The following is an 18,301-nucleotide window of genomic DNA, read 5'->3' as shown; positions in this document are numbered from 1 at the left end:
CTCTGGCACCGAATTTGAGTGAGTGACAGTCACCAAAGTTGAGTGAGTGACAGTCACCAAAGTTGAAGTTGTCCGCGTTACCAAACTGCGATCAATCCGTTATTAAAGGTTCATTAAGGGTAGAAAGAAAATAGACCTGATTCTCTTGAACGAGACAGGATTTCGTTAAGACTTCATAACTTCAGAACAAATCATCACGAAAGGTGTTGAGCTTATGGCTGAAAACATTAAAGAAATGCTGGCGGAGCACACCTGGGCCGTCGTTGGCGCCACCCAAAGCGAAAACAAATTTGGCTACAAAATCCTCATGCGGCTGCGATCTGCCGGTTACGAAACCTACGCGGTCAATCCAATGTATCAGGAGATCGACGGCACCCCGTGCTACGAAAGCCTGAAAGCGCTGCCGGTCGTACCTGTCTGCGTGGATATGGTCGTGTCGCCAAAACGGGGCTATCCCTTCATCGATGAAGCAGCTGAGCTTGGCGTCAAATACGTCTGGTTCCAGCCGGGCACCTTTGACGATGACTTGATCAACTATGCAAAAAACAAGGGGCTGTTGGTCGTCTTTCACCACTGCGTTTTGGTGGAACTTGGCAAAATAGGAAAATGAATAACAATTTTACGTTTTCGACACGACCTATTTTGTAAATAAAAAACAGTCGAAATTTCGACAAATCCATGATAAGATAGGGCCTAAAGTAAGGATGCCGATGGTCACCCCACCCGCAATCCTCACTCGCGGCTCATTTTCTTTAGTGTTAGAAGTCGCCGCTGCCAAAATTTAAAGAGAATCTGCAGCCAGTGACATATAGAAGCGAAAAACACGGCATAACCCGAAGTCACTTCGAAATCGACTGACCAAAGCAGATCCGCATGTACTTGGGATGATGAGATGTTAAAACTATTGAGATAAGTGCGGAGGGAAAGAAATGTCCATAATGGTAACGAAAATTGAAGACCACGAGACGCGCCTCAGAGAAATTGACCGCGTGGTTGAGTGGATTAGAGAAACTGTACAAAACGCCCATCAAAATGGCGTCGTTGTAGGCTTATCAGGCGGCATCGATTCAGCTGTCGTCGCCAACCTCGTCAAGCGGGCGTTTCCGGAGGACTCCATCGGGGTCATTTTACCGGTGAAGAGCTCGACCAAAGATTCCATTGACGCCCGGGCAGTCGCCGAAAAATGCGGCCTGCACTGGATTGAGATGGATCTCAGTGTTTCACACGAACTGATTTATGACGACATCAAAATCAAACTCGACCGCGACCTCAACGGCAGAGCCAGAATAACGGACGCCAATCTTCGGGCGCGACTCAGAATGAGCACGCTCTACGGCGTCGCTAACAGCTTAGGATACCTGGTCGCCGGCACGGACAATGCGGCAGAGGTCCTCACGGGCTACTTCACCAAATATGGGGACGGCGGGGTCGACTTCCTCCCAATCGCAAACCTCACCAAACGAGAGGTTTACGAATGGGCTAAAGTCCTTGGGGTTCCACAGCAAGTCATCGACCGTGCGCCAAGTGCCGGTCTTTGGGAAGGCCAGACGGATGAAGCTGAGCTGGGTGTCAAATACAACGACATTGACGATTATCTTGAAGGCAAAGAAATCAGCGAAGCGGCGAAAACCAGAATTGAGCATTTGTACAATGTGACGGCACACAAACGCGTGATGCCGCCGAAGCCGCCGGTTGAGGCGCAGGAGTAAGGATAACGACAAGGAAGGGCAGCGCCGCGGCGCTGCCCTTTTCCAAATGGAAAAAGTAAAAAAGAGGGAGGAAGGCGGTGTCTGACACCGCCTTCCTCCCTCTTTTTTACTTCACATTCTAATCTGCCCAATCCGCGCGATCCCCAACCAGCACCGTATTCTCAATCTCGCCGACGATCTTTTCATCGGCAGTCACACCTGAGAGGATCTCATAAAAGAGCTCGCCCTGGAGGCCGGTTTCTACGGTGCGCATGGCCAGCTTGCCATCTTCGATCACAAGAACGTACTTGGAATCCCCATCTTCATAAACATAGTCGGACTCTACCAGGAGGACGTTCTTTTTCTCGGCCTTTATGAACTGGACGTCCACATCCTGTCCCAGCATGAGACTCGCTCCCGGCGCTGCACCACCGGTACTTAAGTCAGTGACAGCTTCATCCACGTCAATTTCAACCCGGACGCGCTTCTGCACAATTCCCAGGCTGGACATGATCTCTGTCAGTTTGGGATGGATTTTAGAGATGGTTCCGGTGGCGATTAAGTTACCATCGGCATATAAGTCTGTTTTCATGCCTACGGATAAGCTTGGGATATCCTTGGCCACCACGTCGGACTCGACCTTGAGCTGGTCCAGGGCAGAGATCTCAGCCAGCGGCATGCCCGGTGAGACGAAGGTCCCAAGGGACACGTAACGCTCGGTCATGACGCCGGACCGGTCGGAGATGATGGTGCGGTTCCCATCCATAGCCTTCAGGCGGTTGAGTTCGGACTGGGCGGCAGCAATCCCGGCGCTGATGGAGCGCAGCAGATTGCCGGACGTCCCTTTTTTCTGTAAGGCCAGCTGATCCTGAGCCGTTTTCAGCGCCGCCTCGGCATGTGAAGCCGCCAGCGTGGCAGCATCCACTTCCGCCTGGCTGACAGCGCCGGCTTTATAGAGCACCTGCGTGTCCTCCAGCGCTTTTAAAGCAGTATCATAGTTCAGCTGGGCACTCGCCACCGCCGTTTCTCCCATCTTGGTCAAAAGGGGATCGTTTTTCTCCGCCGCCTGAGCATACTGGGCCCGGGCGCCGTTCACCTGAGCCTGAGCAGTCTGGATACTGTAGTAGAGGTCCTCGGAGGACAGCACCGCGACAGTATCACCTGCGTTCACAACGCTGCCGACTTCATAGGACAGCTCGCTGACAAATCCGCCCTGCTTGGCGTAGATCACCGCTGTGCTCTGGCTGGCCACTGTCCCGGACGCCTCGACCACTTCCTTCAGGTCCCCCTGGGTCACCACATAAGGTTCCAGCTTGACCTGGCTGGTCATGTAATTATAGGCCGCCCCCGCAGCCACCAGGATGATCCCCGCAGCCAGCAGCAACATATTGCGCAGTTTTATTTTCTTTTTCAACTTCGACACCTCCGCTTGGGGATTCTATTTTGGCCTATGGCCGTCAAGACACCTGATTCTTCAGCGCGTCGACAAAATTGGCGTGAATGATTTTTCTATAGGACAGGGCGAGGGAAATGACTATGGAAACCAGAGTGATCAGACCGGCATAGACGTAATCCAGGAACTGCGGCACCGTCGCAAAGGAATACAGATCCGTGGTAAAGTACGCCCCAATGCCCGCCAGCGCCCAGGACGCCAGCGGAATTCCCAGTACAATCCCCACGCCGCTGATCACCGCGATTTCCCGGGTGATGACCGAAAAGACCTCGCCAATCCTCATGCCCAGAATTCGCATGGAGGCGATCTCCACCGTGCGCTCGTTGATCATCAGAACCACGGTGTTATAGACTATGGCCACACCCAGAAACATTCCAATCACCACGATTAGGCCAATCGAGATATAAGTCAGCTGCATAAAGTCCAGATAGGCATTCTGCAGATCCTCGTTGGACATAAAGGACGACACGCTGCGGGCATCCGTCAGCACCCCCTTGACGTCGCTGCCGCCCTGAAGGTAGGCACCGTTGACGACGTCCTCCCCAAAGAAATCCCGCTGGAGGGTGCTAAGTGGCATGTAGACGTTGGACCCCAGGTCCTGGCGAATGATCCCCGTCAGCTTGTACACTTGGTCCTCTCGATCAGGCAGGTACGGCTTCATCACAAAAGTGTCGCCGACCCCCAGCCCGAGATTGTCGGCCAGACCCTTGGTCATGAAGACGCTGTTTGGGCGGAAGACCATCGGCACCATGGTATTGATCTCGTAAAAATGGATAATTTTGGTGTTCGGCGAGAGGCCTATGACGGTGGTGGCCTTTTTCCTGTAGCCATTGACAACCTCAAATGGATATTCCAGCCGGCCCTCCGCATAGTCGATCTCATCATAGTCGCTCAGGCTGCGGACCAGCGCCCGGTCTGTCATGAAGCCGTTCAGGCTGACGCTGTAATCCATGCGCTGCATAATGCTGTACTGGAACTCGAACATGTCCAGAAACGCGCTGAGAAGGTAGATCGGGATCATAATCATCATAAAAGTCAGGGCTATGCCGATGGATAGGACCAGTATACGCAGCTTGTGGCGCATGAGGTTGCGAATGACCATCTTCTCCGTGAAGGAGACCCAGAATTGCCAGAACCGCGTATGCTCCAGGCCAATATGCTTGCCGGACTGCGGGGCCTCAGGACGCATGGCCGCCGCCGGATGGATCTGGATGACGCCCCGGGCGCCCATATAGCCCGCTGTAACCGAAAACACCAGGGCAAGGCCCAGGGCGGCGAACAGCATCCAGGCGTGGAACTTAAAAACCAGGATTGGGACGTTGAAGCTTTCGGTGGCGTAAAGGGTCGTGACGTACACCGACATGAGGGACCCCAAGATCACGCCCAGCACCGCGCCGGTAATGCCAATGCTCACGGCGTAGAGGCTGTAATGGGTCATGATCTGACCGTTGTTGTAGCCCATAGCCTTTAACACGCCGATGGTCACCTTGTCATTTCGCACGAAGCGTCCAATCATCACGAACATAATGGCTGCCGCGATGCCGAGGAAAATGACCGGCACAATGGACATGGTCTGCTTGTTGCCCCGGATTTCTTCCTGAACCATCCGGCTGCTGACCTGGTCTTCCCTGAGGTAGACCCGCTGGGCGCCAATAGGTTCAAGCTTCTTTTCCACGGCCTTGCGGACAGATTCATGGCTATCGTCAAAGCTGTCCTTGACCGTCAGAAGTACCTGATTATATTGCCCTTTGGAGGCGATGGAGCGCATGGCGAAGGACTCGCGGACGTACACAATGCCGAAGTTATTAAAGTCCGGGAGCAGGGACTGCTCGCTCTGCATCAGGTAGATGTACTCTGAGCTGGAAACGATCCCCTTGACCTTGAGGGTGTGGTCCTCACCGGCATACTGGATTTTGATCTCGTCGCCCACTTCAATGCCGCGGGCCCGGGCAAACGATTCAATCAGGAAGACTTCATCATCTGAGGTCAGGGTCTGTGACTTGGTTTGAAAGTAGAGGCTGTGGATCATGCCATCTTTGGCATCCTCCGCGTTCTCGGGTAGGGAGATGACCCTTAGGGTTATTTTTTGGTTTTCGTCTTCTTTTTGGTCGGAGATGAAATTGACGTCCCGAACAATCCTTCCCTGGGCGGCCTCCACGCCGCTGACGGAGAGCAGGCTGTTAACTTCTGAGCCTGAGATGGCCGGGATTTCAATGTAGATGTCCGCGGCATTGGTTATAGTGAAATATTTTTGGACGGCGTCGTCCAGGTTGGTGATGGCTGAGGACATAGCCACGTAGAGCATAAGCCCCAGTGCGACGACCATGGCGATGGCCAGGTTCTGGCCCTTTGAGCTCAGGATCATGCGAAGGAGGCGGCGATTCAGGACACCCATCACCACGTCACCCTTTCAGGGTCCATCGGCGTTTCGTTGATGATGTTTTCGACGATTTCACCGCTGCGCATCTTCAGCACCCGGTCTGCGATGATCGCGATGGACGCGTTATGTGTAATGATAATGACGGTCTTCTTGTATTTGACGTTGATTTTTTTCAGAAGCTTGAGGATCTGGATGCCGGTCTCGAAGTCCAGGGCACCCGTTGGCTCGTCGCACAGCAGGAGGTCAGGATTTTTACAGACAGCCCTGGCGATAGCCACGCGCTGCTGCTCGCCGCCGCTCATTTGAGCCGGGAAGTGGTCCGCCCGGTCGGTGAGGCCCACGTCTTCCATAACTTCATCTACACTGAGATGGTCAGCGATGATTTCCGTGGCCAGCTCCACATTTTCCCGGGCGGTCAGGTTGCCCAGCAGGTTGTAGAACTGGAAGACGAAGCCCACGACGTTGCGGCGGTACTCGGTCAGCGCCTTTTGCGAAAAGTCGCTGAGGATTTCCCCACGGTAGTTGACGGTGCCGGAAGTGGCCTGGTCCATGCCGCCCAGAATGTTGAGCATGGTGGTCTTGCCGGAGCCGCTGGGGCCCAGGATGACGACGAATTCGCCTTCTTTAATGTCGAAGGACACGCCACGGAGGGCTTCGACGGTGACTTCGCCCATGAGGTAATGCTTCGTCAGTTGGCTGATGTTGAGGATCTGGTTTTGTTCCATGGGGCGTGCCTCCTCGTGGTGGTGGAAGGGGGTGTTGGAAGAGGGTGTCAGACACCTTCTTCCGTTTTGACGTGGAAGAAGGTGTCTGACACCGCCTTCCGTTCTCGACCCCAGTCTCACCTGTCCATTATTGTAATTTATACCGAAACTGCGCCCAGTCAAACGCTGAGGGTGGCGGTGGGGGTGGGAATGTTAGCGGGGGACCATCGGTAGGGTACTGTTTTTAGTAGACGGCATTTCGGGTTTGGTGGTACACGCCGCGCCCTTCCCCCATTACTTTTCCCCTATTTTTTTCCATCCTCTTCCGCCCCTGCCAGAGTCGATCACTCACCGTAATACACCGGCACAACCGGCCCGCCATGAGTATTCCGGTCTTGTGCCATTCATGACGGCAGCCGGTAACCTGGTAATGGCCGGCTGAGGAAACCGGTGGGGGCCGCGTGGTTTTTCGAAGGATTCTTTTCTGAGGTTTTTAAGGATTTTGGGGGCTGGATTGGGCTCTGCATAGGTGGTATAATGTGATGTTGAATTTTAATGCCTGGAGGAAAGATAAATGGGTCGTATAGGAACAATTGAGAACAGAAAGAACAAGCAGGACGCAAAACGCGCGAAGATTTTTACGAAGCTTGGGCGGTACATCATGGTGGCGGCGCGGGAAGGCGGGGGCGACCCTATGTACAACCCGGCGCTGATGAGTGCCATTGAGAAGGCCAAGGCGGCCAATATGCCCAATGACAATATTGATCGTGCCGTTAAGAAGGGCACGGGGGAGTCGGACGGCGCCATCTTTACGGAGCTGACTTATGAAGGTTATGGCCCGGGCGGCGTGGCGGTGCTGGTGGAGTGCCTCACAGACAAGCAGAACCGCACGGCGGCAGATGTTCGCTCTTACTTCTCCAAGGGCAACGGCAACCTGGGGACGAATGGCTGCGTCAGCTTTATGTTTGACCGCAAAGGCGTCCTGGTCATCGACCGACTGGAGAACATGGACGAGGAGACGGTCATGATGCAGGCTCTGGAAGCGGGCGCGGAGGACTTCATTGCCGAGGAGGATCACTTCGAGATCTATACGTCTATTGAAGACTTTGGGGCAGTGCGTGATACCCTTAAAGCCGATGGTTACGAATTCTCCATGGCCGAGCTGAGATACCTCCCGCAGACGACGACGGCGCTGACGGACGAGGACGATATCAAGAATATGCAAAAGCTCATTGATCTGCTGGAGGACTCGGACGACGTGCAGACAGTGTACCATAACTGGGAGCAGGCTTAGGGAATCAGGCGTTTAGGCGTTTTGTTGGTTGAATTATAAAATGGATGTTGACAGGCATCCTTGTGTCAGAATGGTTAATCGCGAACTGTGGATTGATCAGAGATGACACAAGGGTGCTTTTTCGTTTTTTGAAAATTGTACAATTAATTTTTAGGGTGACCCCAAAATTGAAGGGAGAGTTATCGAAATTAACAAATAGGCATGTAAAAGTCGTTGCCGAGAGAGGGGGGCGGAGGAACCGGTCTGTAGACCGCTAAAGGTCGTTCTTTTTACTTTGGCAGATTCGTGGCCAGGGTAGTTTAAATTGTTGGTTCAACCATGGTATTGAAAGGACGTGTACACATGAGAAAATCTATAGCTTTGTTGCTGATTTCTATGATGGTTTTGACATTGACCGCATTTTCATTTGCGGATAACGGGAATCCAATGAAAGACAAGAACCAATCCGGAGTCAACGCATTTGTTTTGGATGATGATTTGTTTATTACGGTGTGGTTGGATGCAGAGGTTGGGGATATTTTAAAGGAAATTAGTGTTGAAATTAATGACGATGATGATGTCATTGCTGAATGGTTTGATGATTTCGAAGTAAGTCACGAATTTGGTTCAAAGGTGTTTAAATATACTTTTGAAGCAGTAGATTATACACCAGCAGATGAGTTTGAAATCACGGTTTTTGCTGACTTCTCAGATGGAGAAGATCAAGTGTTAACCAAAAAAGTTGATTTAGAAGATCTTGACAAAGAGGATAACGACGAAGACGACGAAGATGATGAAGAAGACCTTGACGAGGATATGGATCCTGCCGCTCCAGCCGTTGCAAATAGGCTTCTTAAAGAAGCCGGCATTTCGAACCGTGTAGAGGGCGTCAATTTGATCGCGCTTGTCGCTGGTGAGATGAATGAAGAAGAGCCTTTCGGTCTGGACGAGATCGAGGATCTTGAAGACCTGGAAGTGGCAGTTGAAGGTTTTCTGGTGGATCAATTAAACGATATGCTCGGAAAAACTCACAATGATTTGGCAGACTTTACAGACCATTTTACTGATACGGAAAAAACAGTCGGAAAACCAGTCGTTGAAAAAATGAAGCCACAACAACTCGACAATGACGACGATGAAGATGATGAAGATGACGACGATGAAGATGATGACGATGAAGACGATGACGATGACGATGACGATGAAGACGATGACAACAAAGGTGAAAACCCAGGCAAAGGCAACAAAAAATAGGTCAATACAAGATCAATAGATAATGAAAAGCAGTTCTGATTTTGAGGTGTAGGATCTTTATGGTTCTGCGCCTTTTCTTTTGATTAGCATGTGACTCTATGGTCACATGACTCTATGGTCATATTATACCCGAAAATCGGCGGCAAAGTATTAAAAATCTATAAAGAGTGTCTGGTACAAGTTCTGAGTTGGTGACAGGCACTCAATCAACTTTGGTGTCAGACACTCAGTTAACTTTAGTGCCTGTCACTCACTTCATCCCACATGCCTGGTGATAGAGCTCCAGCAGGTGATTTGCCAGGTCCTCTGCGCCTTGGTGGGCGACGTGATTTCTGCAGCGTGTATGCCAGTCGTGCCATTCTAAGGAAGATAACTGTCCAAAGGCTTTCAGATGTGCTCCAAAATCAGCAGCATCTGTGAAGACAAAACCGTTGACCTGATCGATGACCTGATTTTTGTACTGAGAATCCAGCCGCTGAAGTACCGGAAGGCCCATAGCCTGGGCTTCCAGCAGGGAGATGGACATCATTTCAGTAAGGGAAGCGCTGACAAAGACATCAGCGGCAGCATAGTAGTGGGGCATGTTTTCATAAGGAATTTTACCTGTGAAAATGATCTGATGGGCGATGCCGGCATCTGTTGCAGCTTGTTCCAGGTGATCCCGCTCTGGGCCGTCTCCCACGATCATCAGATAAAAGGGATCCTTAGGCTGAATACTGGCTTTCCAAAGATCCAGCAGTGTTTCAACGCTCTTTTCTTTTCCCAGACGTCCAACGAAAATTGCGGTGAGGTGACCATCGGGGATATTGTACTTGAAGCGGATCTCTTGTCTGATCCCTGGTTCGAGGTTATGCGCATCGAACTTATGAAGGTCAACGCTGTTAGGGATATAGTAAAAGGGTGAGGTTACTTTTCTGGCTTTCAAGTAGGCGGCGGCCTTTTCTGAAGGGCCGGTCGTAATGCGGGCAAAATTTGCCAGGAATCGAACATAACCGTGTGACAAGGCTTTGGTTATCGGCATAAATGGTTTGGGTGCCAAGTAATGGAGGTAGTCATCATAGGCGGTGTGGAGGGTGTAGACCATTGGAAGTTTAAGTTTTCGAGCTGCCAGCATGCCAAAGGTGCCCATGCCGAATTCATTGTGGATATGAATGACGTCGGGGTGGAATGCTTTGAGGATCTTTAGACGCTCGAAACTATAAGGGAACGCGATTCCATACCCATAGATCCGTTTTAAAGTGAGTCCGGGACAATGGAGCACGCCTTCCTCATCAATAAAGTGGTGTTTGGTATGTGGATCGGAGGCAAGAATCAAGACGTGATGACCTAAATTTCTGAGTCCTTCAGCCAAGACTTCAATGTGAGTAATGACGCCATTAGTATAGGGGTGCCAGGTATCCGTCAAGAGCACAATGTTCATGAGTCAGCTCCTTTCGCCAAATGATTCATTGGAAAAAGTATATCACGTCAATACAGGATTGGCGATTGGGGATAACTCTGGTTTCAAGATAGAGAATACAAATCTTAAAAGTTCATTAAATGTGTCTGGTACAATTTCTGAGTTGGTGACAGGCACTCGTTTCGTTTTTGTCCGCGTCACTAAATCAAAACCTGTCCGCGTCACCAACCTGAAAGTTGTCCGCGTCACCAACCTGAAAACCATCCCAGATGTTAAATATTTGTGAACATGCACTTCGGGGGTTGCAATTTTACTTGCACAGGCGTATGATCGTAAATATCAGAGGTCAGGTCGGGATAAAATCTGCGAAGACTACCTGAGATCCAGCAAAATAGCGGGTTGTAATCAACGAATAATTGGGAGGTGCGCGACAGTGATCATTATGAGAAGACATGCTTTATCCGGATTTGTCCACGGTCGCGGTGGTTAGTTCTGAAACGGTATGCAATTATTCCTGCATTTTCGTTATAGTTTTAACAACTACAGTCAATAATCAACATTAAACCTTCAATTATTTATTAATTATAAACCGCCCATTTTTCATTCTATTAAAAGCAGAATGATCAAAAGACAGGGCGAAATATCCATAATTATAAGGGGTCTTTGTCATGTCCAGTACAATCGCGTTTGAAACCAATCAAATGCTCGAACTTATAGCCATTGTTTTATTTTCTGGTGTTCTGTTTTCCAAGCTCAGCAAACTCATTCATATGCCGGATGTCGTCATGTACATCCTGGCTGGGATCTTAATTGGCCCGGCGACGTTCAACCTCATCGACATTAATGATTACCCCGCCGCTAACCAGCTGATCCTCACTTTTGGGGCAGCGTATATCCTCTACGACGGCGGCCGGGAAATCAACCTGAAAGTCCTAAACAAAGTCAAATTTTCGGTGTTGTCGCTGGCGACCATCGGCGTGGTGGTTTCTACGGCTATTACGGGGGTGGCGGCCAGCAAGATCCTGCACGTGGACCTGCTCACCGGGCTGCTGCTGGGCTCCGTCATCGCCTCCACAGATCCGTCGGTGCTGGTGCCGCTGTTTAAAACCATGAACATCAGCAAGCGCTTGAAGCAGACAATCATCGCGGAGTCGGCGTTCAACGACGCGGTGGGCGCCATCACCACACTGACGCTGCTGGGGCTCATTGCGGGCAGCGCGTTTTCCCTCAGCGGCACGCTGCTCGAGCTTCTCATCAGCGCAGGGGGCGGCGTCGCGGTAGGACTGGCTGTAGGCTTCCCGGCGTCCTACCTGATCGCCAGCCGCAAGCACGGGGTGTTCTCTGAGCATCCATCGGAGATTGGCTTAGCCACCGTCATCAGCGCCTACATCCTGGCTTCCCACTTCGAGTTCAGCGGCTTCCTGGCGGTCTTCGTGGTCGGCATGATCTGCGGCAACAAAAAAATCATAGGCCTCTGGGTGCCGGAAGAGCAATATGAAACCCAAGTCCGCTTCAAAGAGGTCCTGACGCTGATCCTGCGCATGATGATCTTCATCCTGCTGGGCGCCAGCATCGACTTTTCAATCCTGTTCTCAAACCTCGGCGGCGCGCTGTTGGTGGTCGCCGTTCTCATCTTCGCGGCGCGGCCGGTGTCCGTCCTGATCAGCGTTCTCTGGGACCGCCAGGCCAAATGGAGCCTCAAAGAGGTCCTCTACATGTGCTGGGTCCGAGAAACCGGTGTCATCCCCGCCGCCCTCGCCGGCATGATGCTGGCGGCAGACGTCCCGGGCGCGCGCATCATCTCCTCCGTGACCTTCGCGGCCATCTTCATCACCCTGACCTTCCAGGCCAGCACGGCCAGACTGCTCGCCCACCTCTTAAAGCTGGAAGAAGCTCTGCCGATGGTCACAGAGCCCACCGCCTCAACCCTGTCAAACACTGACGACACCGTCACAGATCCCTACAGCGTCCCAAGCGGCGATGAGCACTACAGCCGCGACTGCCTCGAAGAACCTTATCCGGTGTACTTGCTGGCACGGTAAGGGATGGAAGAAGGCATCTGCGTGATGGAAGAAGGTGTCAGACACCCGCTTCCGCACATCAACAAAAACAGACCTGTCATTGCGGGAGCTCGCTCACGCAGGGACAGGTCTGTTTTTATTGAAGCACGTCTTTACCTTTCGCGAATCTGTAACTGGTACTTCTGAAGCTTATAATTCAGCGACTGCTTCGAAATCTGCAGCCGGCCGGCCAGCTCGGAGAGGGAGCGGATGCCCTCAGAGCGGGACAGGATCAGGTGCTTTTCGAAGTCATCGAGGGCGTCGCCCAGGCTGAGAGACTCCGGCGGCAGGGTCATGGCGTAATTTGGCGGTGATGGGGGCTGCGGCTGACCATCGGCTAATGCTTTGGGTTTGGCGGCGGGCTGTGAGACAGAAGGACTCAAATTAAAAGCGTTTGTGCCGATGATCACCTGTCCCAGCGCTGCACCTTCGACCATAAACTCGGGCAGGTCCTCGACGCTGATCTGGCTCGACGTGGCGAAGTTGAAAGCGCTCTCAATGACATTCTTGAACTCGCGGACATTGCCGGGCCAGCTGTACGCAAGCAGCCTGTCAGCGACCTCCGGGGTCACGCCCTTCATGGCCATCCCGTACTCACTGTTGAACAGTTTTAGGAAGTGGTCGGTCAGCAGCGGGATGTCCTCAGCGCGCTCCCTGAGGGAAGGCACTTTGATCTGGACGCTGGAAAGCCGGTAGAAGAGGTCAGGGCGCATCAGCTGGCGGTCAATGCAGCTCTGGGGATGCTCGTTCACAGCAGCGATGATCCGCACGTCAAACTTCTTGGGCTCGTGACTGCCTATGCGGGTGACCTTTTTCTCCTCAATGGCCCGCAGGAGCTTGGCCTGCATGCTGAGGTCCATGGAGTTGAGCTCGTCCAGGAAGAGGGTGCCGCCGTTCGCAATCTCGAAGAGACCGGGCTTGTTCTCCGCGCCGGTGTAGCTGCCTTTGGTGGTTCCAAAGAAAATGCTCTCCAGGAGGGTGTGGGGGATGGCCGCGCAGTTCTGGGAGACGAACATGGCGCCCCACCGGCTGCTGCCGCTGTGGATGGACTGGGCCACCAGTTCCTTGCCCGAGCCCGTTTCGCCGTAAATGAGGACGCTGGCGTTGGTCTTTGAAACCCGGACGAGCTTTTGCTTCAGGCTGCGGATCACTGCTGACTCGCCGACAATGTCCTTGACCTCATAGAGCCCATCCTTATGGGAGCTGGTCATGTTGGGCAGGTCGATGAAATTCTTCAGCGCAGCGGTATCCAGGTATTTGGAAGTGCTCACCGCACCAATGATCTTACCGTTTTCCATGATGGGAAACGTATTGTCCAGCACCAGCATCTCGCCGCCGCCCATGTATTCCAGCTTCTGAATCTGGTTCACCGTGGTCTCGCCGTAGCGGAGCGCCCGGTAGCACGTCGAATCCTCCGCCTTCAGGTTCGGATACACTTCCATAGGGGTTTTGCCGATGGATTCCTTTTCCTTCAAATCAAAGCTGCCAGGCAAAAATTGTTTATTGTAAACGATGCGGCACTGGTCGTCGACGATCATGAGTCCATCGACAAAATTTTCGATTTTGGTGATCACGTCGTAATAGGCTTCGAGCATGGGAGGTACCTCGCTTTCAGGGTGGGGTGGGAGGTGGGTTGAGATGGGAGACAGTCACCGACCTGCGGTTGGTGACTGTCTCTGGTTTGAAGTGAGTGCCTGTCACCAAGTTGGAGTGAGTGCCTGTCATCAAGTTGGAGTGAGTGCCTGTCACCAAGTTGGAGTGAGTGCCTGTCACCAAGTTGGAGTGAGTGCCTGTCACCGAGTTAATTTTGGTGCCAGAGCTTCTATTTTCTCAATTATACCAGAGGTTGGCGCATCCTGAGCTGCATACGTAAAAATATTTTTACCTCCGGGTTTTACTAAGCAAAAACCTTAAGGCATTGTAACTTTCAATCTGTAGACGATGCACAATCACAAATGGTATAATCCTCTCGAAAAGCCTTGACATAACACGACAAGGAGGTGGTTTGCCATGGAACGCACTATAGACCAAAGAGTAATTGACATCCAGCAGATGCCGGAACAGGCAGACGCCTTCATTCTCGAAAATGACGCCTTTATCCGCAACTGCATCCGCCACTTTCAGAACCGCTCAGTCGCCTCCCAAAACTCCAGACAGGTCGTGTCAGACAGCGAGGATCACTGGGCCGTCTCTCTGGAGGCCTTCCACGAAGCTATGCAGACTTACCATTACGACAAAGGCAGCTTTTACAGCTTTGCCGCCATGGTTATAGAGCGTCGCCTGATTGACCATGCCCGCCGCGAAGCCAGGCATTTGAAAGAGGTGCCCATCGACCCTTATGTCTTTGAGAGTGGCAGCGAGCAGGATGACGCCTACCCGGACCATGGCATGCGCAGCCAGGTGGTCCGCCAGCTCAGCGTCGAGCCCGACGAGTCCCTCAAGCTCGAGATCGAAGCCGCCAATCAGCGGTTCTCAGACTTCGGCTTTTCATTCTTTGATTTAGCCGATAGTTCCCCAAAAGCCCAAAAAACCAAAGCCGCATGCGCGCTGGCAGTCAATTGTATCCTGGAGTCGCCTGTCCTGCTTCAGGAACTAAAGAGAAACGGCCAGCTCCCCATAAAAAGTTTGGAAAAAATGTCGGGGGTACCCCGAAAAATTATCGAGCGCCATCGAAAGTATATTATAGCGGCAACTGAAATCGTCGGTGGGGACTATCCTCACTTATCGCAGTACATGAGCTTCATTAAAAGGGGGACATCCAGATGAAAGCTGTTATTACAGAGATCAGAGGAGCGAAAGCAGCTGTACTGCAAGACGACGGCAGCATCCGACTTCTCGAAAATAAGAATTATAAGATTGGACAGGTGGTAGAAGTGAAAACAACTAAATGGTACAACAAGGCAACCCGATGGGTGGCTGCAGCGGCAGCTGTGCTCATGATTACATCAGGCGCAGCATCTTACGCGTATTTGAATCCGGTTGCGACGGTGAGCCTTGACGTTAATCCAGGGATGGAACTCAAAGTCAACAGCTTTAACAGAGTCATTAAAGTTGAAGCTATGAATGAGGATGCAGTGGCCATTCTTGAGAAGATCGGCCAAGACTTGAAAGGCAAAGAACTAGAAGACGCCATTCATGAAGCTATTGAGGAAATGATCAAAGAAGGCATCATCGATCAGGAAGACGGCGAAACCAAAGTCTATATCTCCGTAAACCACAAGAACCAGGAGAAAACCCGTGAAATCGTCGTCAAACTAGGTGAAGACCTGACTACTTTTATTGAGGAAAAAGGATTTGAAGCAGATGTTGTCGAAGTCGAAGGCATTGGCGCAGAGCGCGTTGCACTGGCTGCTGAGTTAGAAATCACTCCTGGAAAACTCAATCTTATTGAGAAGCTTTGGGATTCTATGTCGGAAGAAGATCAAACCGGAAGAGACTACGATTTGTGGCTTAAAGAAATGGCTGATGACGAAGACCTCACCGTCAAAGACATCATGAAAGAAATCAAGCGCAATCGTCTCGGTGTCGAAGTCCTTCCTGAAGACCAAGCCAATGACAAAGACAAAGGCAAAAGCAAAAGCAATGAGACTGCCGATGGTGAGGACGCCGTCGAAAACGGCAAAGGCAAACCAGAATCCGCTCCTGGCCTTGAAGGTAAGGATAAAGAAGACAAGTTTCCAAACGAAAACGCTAACGAAAACTCAAGCGGCAACAATGCCGGCGGAAAGAACGGCGGAAATTAAGCAAAATTGAAGGACATGGTGAAGGAACCGGCGCCCCGCGCCGGTTCCTTTTTTAAATTTAAAGAAACTCGGTGTCTGACACCGAGTTTCTAGTGTAGGAACCGGCCCCGCGCCGGTTCCTATTTTAAATTTGAAGAAACTCGGGGTCAATAGGCACCAGCCGCTGACACCGAGTTTCTCATCCTTTTCACAGTGTACATTTCATGATACAATCTTAGATACTTCGTACACGAACTTTACACAGAGAAAGGAAGATTCTTAAGTGGCTCAACCTCCAAAGACAATTGAACCGGTTCCGGTCAAAGCGCCGGCACCTAAATATAAAGATTTTTTTCAACTCAAGCTTAATACTTTTATGATCTGTCTGGCCGTCGCGTTAGGCCTCACGATCATTAATCCTTTGGGACTCGAAATCAACCAGCAAATTGTCTTTGGCTCACTTTTGCTGACGGTGCTCAGCTGGGCGTTTCAGGCGATTTCACAGTCGGTGGCGTCAATCTTCCTGCTGGTGGTGTTTTCGATTTTTGGCATGACGCCGCTGCAGCAGGTGTTTAAGTTTCCGCTGTCGGATAATTTCATTACCATTGCCATGTCGTTTTTGATGTCCCAGGCCATTGTCAATTCCGGGATCGCGGCGAGGCTGGCAGATACGCTGCTGGCGCGGTTCGTGCGGAAGCCCATGGACCTGATCTGGGTGGGGATCGCAGCGAACTTTCTACTCATGTTTTTGATTCCTCAGCCGTTTTCACGGACCATTCTGCTGGCGGCCATTTTTGTGGAATATATCAAGCGGCATAAGCTGCCAGGCGCCACCAGCGAGATCATCATGCTCAACCTTTTTTTGACGGCGGTGACGACGCTGATGATGTTTTTGACGGCGGACGTGATCCTCAACAACTTTGCGGTGGAGATGAGCGGGACGGACATCAGCTGGTTCGAGTGGGCGAAGTGGATGGCCGTGCCGAGTTTTGTCACGACGCTGATCATGTCAGGGCTGCTGATTCTCATGAATAGAAAGGTGTTTGAGGTGGCGCTTGGGCGACCATCGGCTAAAGAAGGGGAAGAGGACCCTGAGCACATTGTCAGCCATTCGCCCTTCAGCAGGAGCGAGAAGATCGTCCTGGCGCTGGTCTTAGCGACGGTGGGGCTGTGGATGACGGAGTCGATGCACGGGATTTCGTCCGCCTGGGTGGCGGTGGCGTGCGTGGCGGGGCTGGCGATCTTCACGGGGACATTGAAATTTAAGGACCTAAAGTCTCTCAACCTTCCGCTGATGCTGTTTTTGACGGCAGCGTTCTCGATAGGCAGCGTCATGCAGGTCAGCGGGATTTCCGCGGCTATGTTTTCGGTGTTCAGGATGGACGCGGTGGTGGGAACGGCTTGGTTTGTTCCGGCGATCATAGGCCTGAACGCGGTGATTCATCAGCTGGTGGGAAGTACTGTGACATCGCTTTCGATTACGGTGCCGGGGCTGCTGGCCATTGCGGGGGGCGCGCTGAGCCCCATTGCCATTATGTTTATGTCCTATGTGACGGTCAATTTGCATTTCTTCCTGCCATTTCAGCAGATCGTGCTGCTGATTGGGATTGAGCATTACAGCCCACGGCACATCCTGAAAATTGGGGTAGTCATGACGGTTCTGACGCCAATTATTGTGCTGCTGCTGTATATGCCGTGGTTTGCGCTTGTGCAGTGACGCGGACGGTTTTCACTTTGGGGACGCGGACAACTATCAACTTGGTGACGCGGACAACTCTTGAACTGGGGACGGGGACAGCAATATAAATGCGACAATTATTCTGGTTGTTGTTCATTATTATTCCGATAGAAAATTGGAAAAGTATTGTGATAGAATTAGCAGTAAGTAACTCTCTTTTTCCCATTAATGACAGGAGTTGACGCTGTGAAAATTTCTCTCGAAAACATAATGGCCCATGAGGAAGAAGAAGTGATCATCCGTTGTTACGAAGTGAGTGAAGACATTCTGGAGTTGGTCAATAAGCTGAAAACACATAAGCGCAGTCTGATTGGCTACAATGGGAACGCCATCTATCAGCTCAATTTGTCCAATGTCTATTATTTTGAATCCGTGGACAATAAAGTCTTCATCTACTGCCGTAATGAAATCTATGAGAGCAAGCAGAAACTCTATGAGCTTGAAGAGATCTGTGATCACCGAAGGTTTTTCAGGGCGTCAAAATCCACCATCGTCAATATAACCAAAATATCACATATCAAGCCGTCAATAAGTGGGAGATTTGAAACAACCATGGAAAACGGAGAAAAATTAATGGTATCCAGACAATATGTCCCTATACTTAAATCCAAGCTTGGCTTGTAAGGGGGA

15 protein-coding genes are annotated in these 18,301 nt (G+C 51.4%); 10 read left to right on the top strand and 5 right to left on the bottom strand.

Features of this window, described 5'->3' with window-relative positions; all coding sequences use genetic code 11:
* The first annotated feature begins 214 nt into the window (after positions 1-214).
* Both AC4PHM_RS05950 and nadE read left to right on the top strand, forming a co-directional pair.
* Entirely contained in the window at positions 215-610 is a 396-nt protein-coding gene (locus AC4PHM_RS05950; protein ID WP_492019994.1) for a CoA-binding protein, read from the top strand.
* Between the two features lie 319 nt (positions 611-929).
* Positions 930-1,709, top strand: a complete 780-nt coding sequence (gene nadE / locus AC4PHM_RS05945; RefSeq protein WP_492019993.1) for an NAD(+) synthase — start codon at positions 930-932, stop codon at positions 1,707-1,709.
* Positions 1,710-1,827: 118 nt separating this feature from the next.
* Here nadE and AC4PHM_RS05940 read toward each other — a convergent pair whose 3' ends face one another.
* Genes AC4PHM_RS05940 through AC4PHM_RS05930 form a run of 3 tightly spaced genes read right to left on the bottom strand, consistent with a single transcriptional unit; the run spans position 1,828 to position 6,246 of the window.
* On the bottom strand, positions 1,828-3,102 hold the full coding sequence (locus tag AC4PHM_RS05940; RefSeq protein ID WP_492019992.1) for an efflux RND transporter periplasmic adaptor subunit: 1,275 nt from the start codon (positions 3,100-3,102) through the stop codon (positions 1,828-1,830).
* A 43-nt stretch (positions 3,103-3,145) separates the two neighbouring features.
* Positions 3,146-5,536 (bottom strand): ABC transporter permease, encoded by a 2,391-nt coding sequence (locus AC4PHM_RS05935; RefSeq protein ID WP_492019991.1) that lies wholly within the window; start codon positions 5,534-5,536, stop codon positions 3,146-3,148.
* Entirely contained in the window at positions 5,536-6,246 is a 711-nt protein-coding gene (locus AC4PHM_RS05930) for an ABC transporter ATP-binding protein (protein ID WP_492020468.1), read from the bottom strand. The genes AC4PHM_RS05935 and AC4PHM_RS05930 overlap by 1 nt, the downstream gene beginning before the upstream one ends.
* 553 nt (positions 6,247-6,799) lie before the next feature.
* On the opposite strand from AC4PHM_RS05930, the gene AC4PHM_RS05925 reads away from it, so the two are divergent.
* Positions 6,800-7,519: a YebC/PmpR family DNA-binding transcriptional regulator gene (locus tag AC4PHM_RS05925; RefSeq protein WP_492019990.1), complete on the top strand. Its 720-nt coding sequence runs from the start codon at positions 6,800-6,802 to the stop codon at positions 7,517-7,519.
* 342 nt (positions 7,520-7,861) lie between these two features.
* Positions 7,862-8,752 carry a hypothetical protein gene (locus tag AC4PHM_RS05920; protein WP_492019989.1) on the top strand — a complete coding sequence of 297 codons (891 nt, stop codon included), beginning with the start codon at positions 7,862-7,864 and terminating at the stop codon, positions 8,750-8,752.
* A 250-nt stretch (positions 8,753-9,002) separates the two neighbouring features.
* Here the strand turns inward: AC4PHM_RS05920 and AC4PHM_RS05915 are convergent, their stop codons facing one another.
* Positions 9,003-10,172 (bottom strand): glycosyltransferase, encoded by a 1,170-nt coding sequence (locus AC4PHM_RS05915; RefSeq protein ID WP_492019988.1) that lies wholly within the window; start codon positions 10,170-10,172, stop codon positions 9,003-9,005.
* Here AC4PHM_RS05915 and AC4PHM_RS05910 point away from each other — a divergent pair.
* Together AC4PHM_RS05910 and AC4PHM_RS05905 are read left to right on the top strand one after the other, a co-directional pair.
* Positions 10,171-10,437, top strand: a complete 267-nt coding sequence (locus AC4PHM_RS05910; RefSeq protein WP_492019987.1) for a hypothetical protein — start codon at positions 10,171-10,173, stop codon at positions 10,435-10,437. The two genes, AC4PHM_RS05915 and AC4PHM_RS05910, sit on opposite strands and share 2 nt — an antisense overlap.
* Before the next feature lie 382 nt (positions 10,438-10,819).
* On the top strand, positions 10,820-12,193 hold the full coding sequence (locus AC4PHM_RS05905) for a cation:proton antiporter (protein WP_492019986.1): 1,374 nt from the start codon (positions 10,820-10,822) through the stop codon (positions 12,191-12,193).
* A gap of 131 nt (positions 12,194-12,324) precedes the next feature.
* Here the strand turns inward: AC4PHM_RS05905 and AC4PHM_RS05900 are convergent, their stop codons facing one another.
* Positions 12,325-13,806 (bottom strand): sigma-54 interaction domain-containing protein, encoded by a 1,482-nt coding sequence (locus AC4PHM_RS05900; protein WP_492019985.1) that lies wholly within the window; start codon positions 13,804-13,806, stop codon positions 12,325-12,327.
* Positions 13,807-14,221: 415 nt separating this feature from the next.
* On the opposite strand from AC4PHM_RS05900, the gene AC4PHM_RS05895 reads away from it, so the two are divergent.
* The 4 genes from AC4PHM_RS05895 to AC4PHM_RS05880 all read left to right on the top strand — a co-directional run bounded on the left by AC4PHM_RS05895 (position 14,222) and on the right by AC4PHM_RS05880 (position 18,295).
* Complete coding sequence (locus AC4PHM_RS05895) at positions 14,222-14,977, top strand: hypothetical protein (RefSeq protein ID WP_492019984.1); 756 nt, start codon at positions 14,222-14,224, stop codon at positions 14,975-14,977.
* A complete protein-coding gene (locus tag AC4PHM_RS05890; protein WP_492019983.1) occupies positions 14,974-15,954 on the top strand; it encodes an anti-sigma-I factor RsgI family protein in 981 nt (326 codons plus the stop codon). Before AC4PHM_RS05895 ends, AC4PHM_RS05890 begins: the two co-directional genes overlap by 4 nt.
* Positions 15,955-16,216: 262 nt before the next feature.
* Positions 16,217-17,650: an SLC13 family permease gene (locus AC4PHM_RS05885; RefSeq protein WP_492019982.1), complete on the top strand. Its 1,434-nt coding sequence runs from the start codon at positions 16,217-16,219 to the stop codon at positions 17,648-17,650.
* A gap of 207 nt (positions 17,651-17,857) precedes the next feature.
* Positions 17,858-18,295, top strand: coding sequence for a LytTR family DNA-binding domain-containing protein (locus AC4PHM_RS05880; protein ID WP_492019981.1), 438 nt, complete (start codon positions 17,858-17,860; stop codon positions 18,293-18,295).
* Positions 18,296-18,301: the final 6 nt, after the last annotated feature.

The sequence above is a fragment of the Acidaminobacter sp. QWL-03 genome (genome assembly GCF_058683855.1).
The sequence above is the reverse complement of the archived record's forward strand: the minus strand, read 5'-3'. Positions and strand labels throughout refer to the sequence as shown.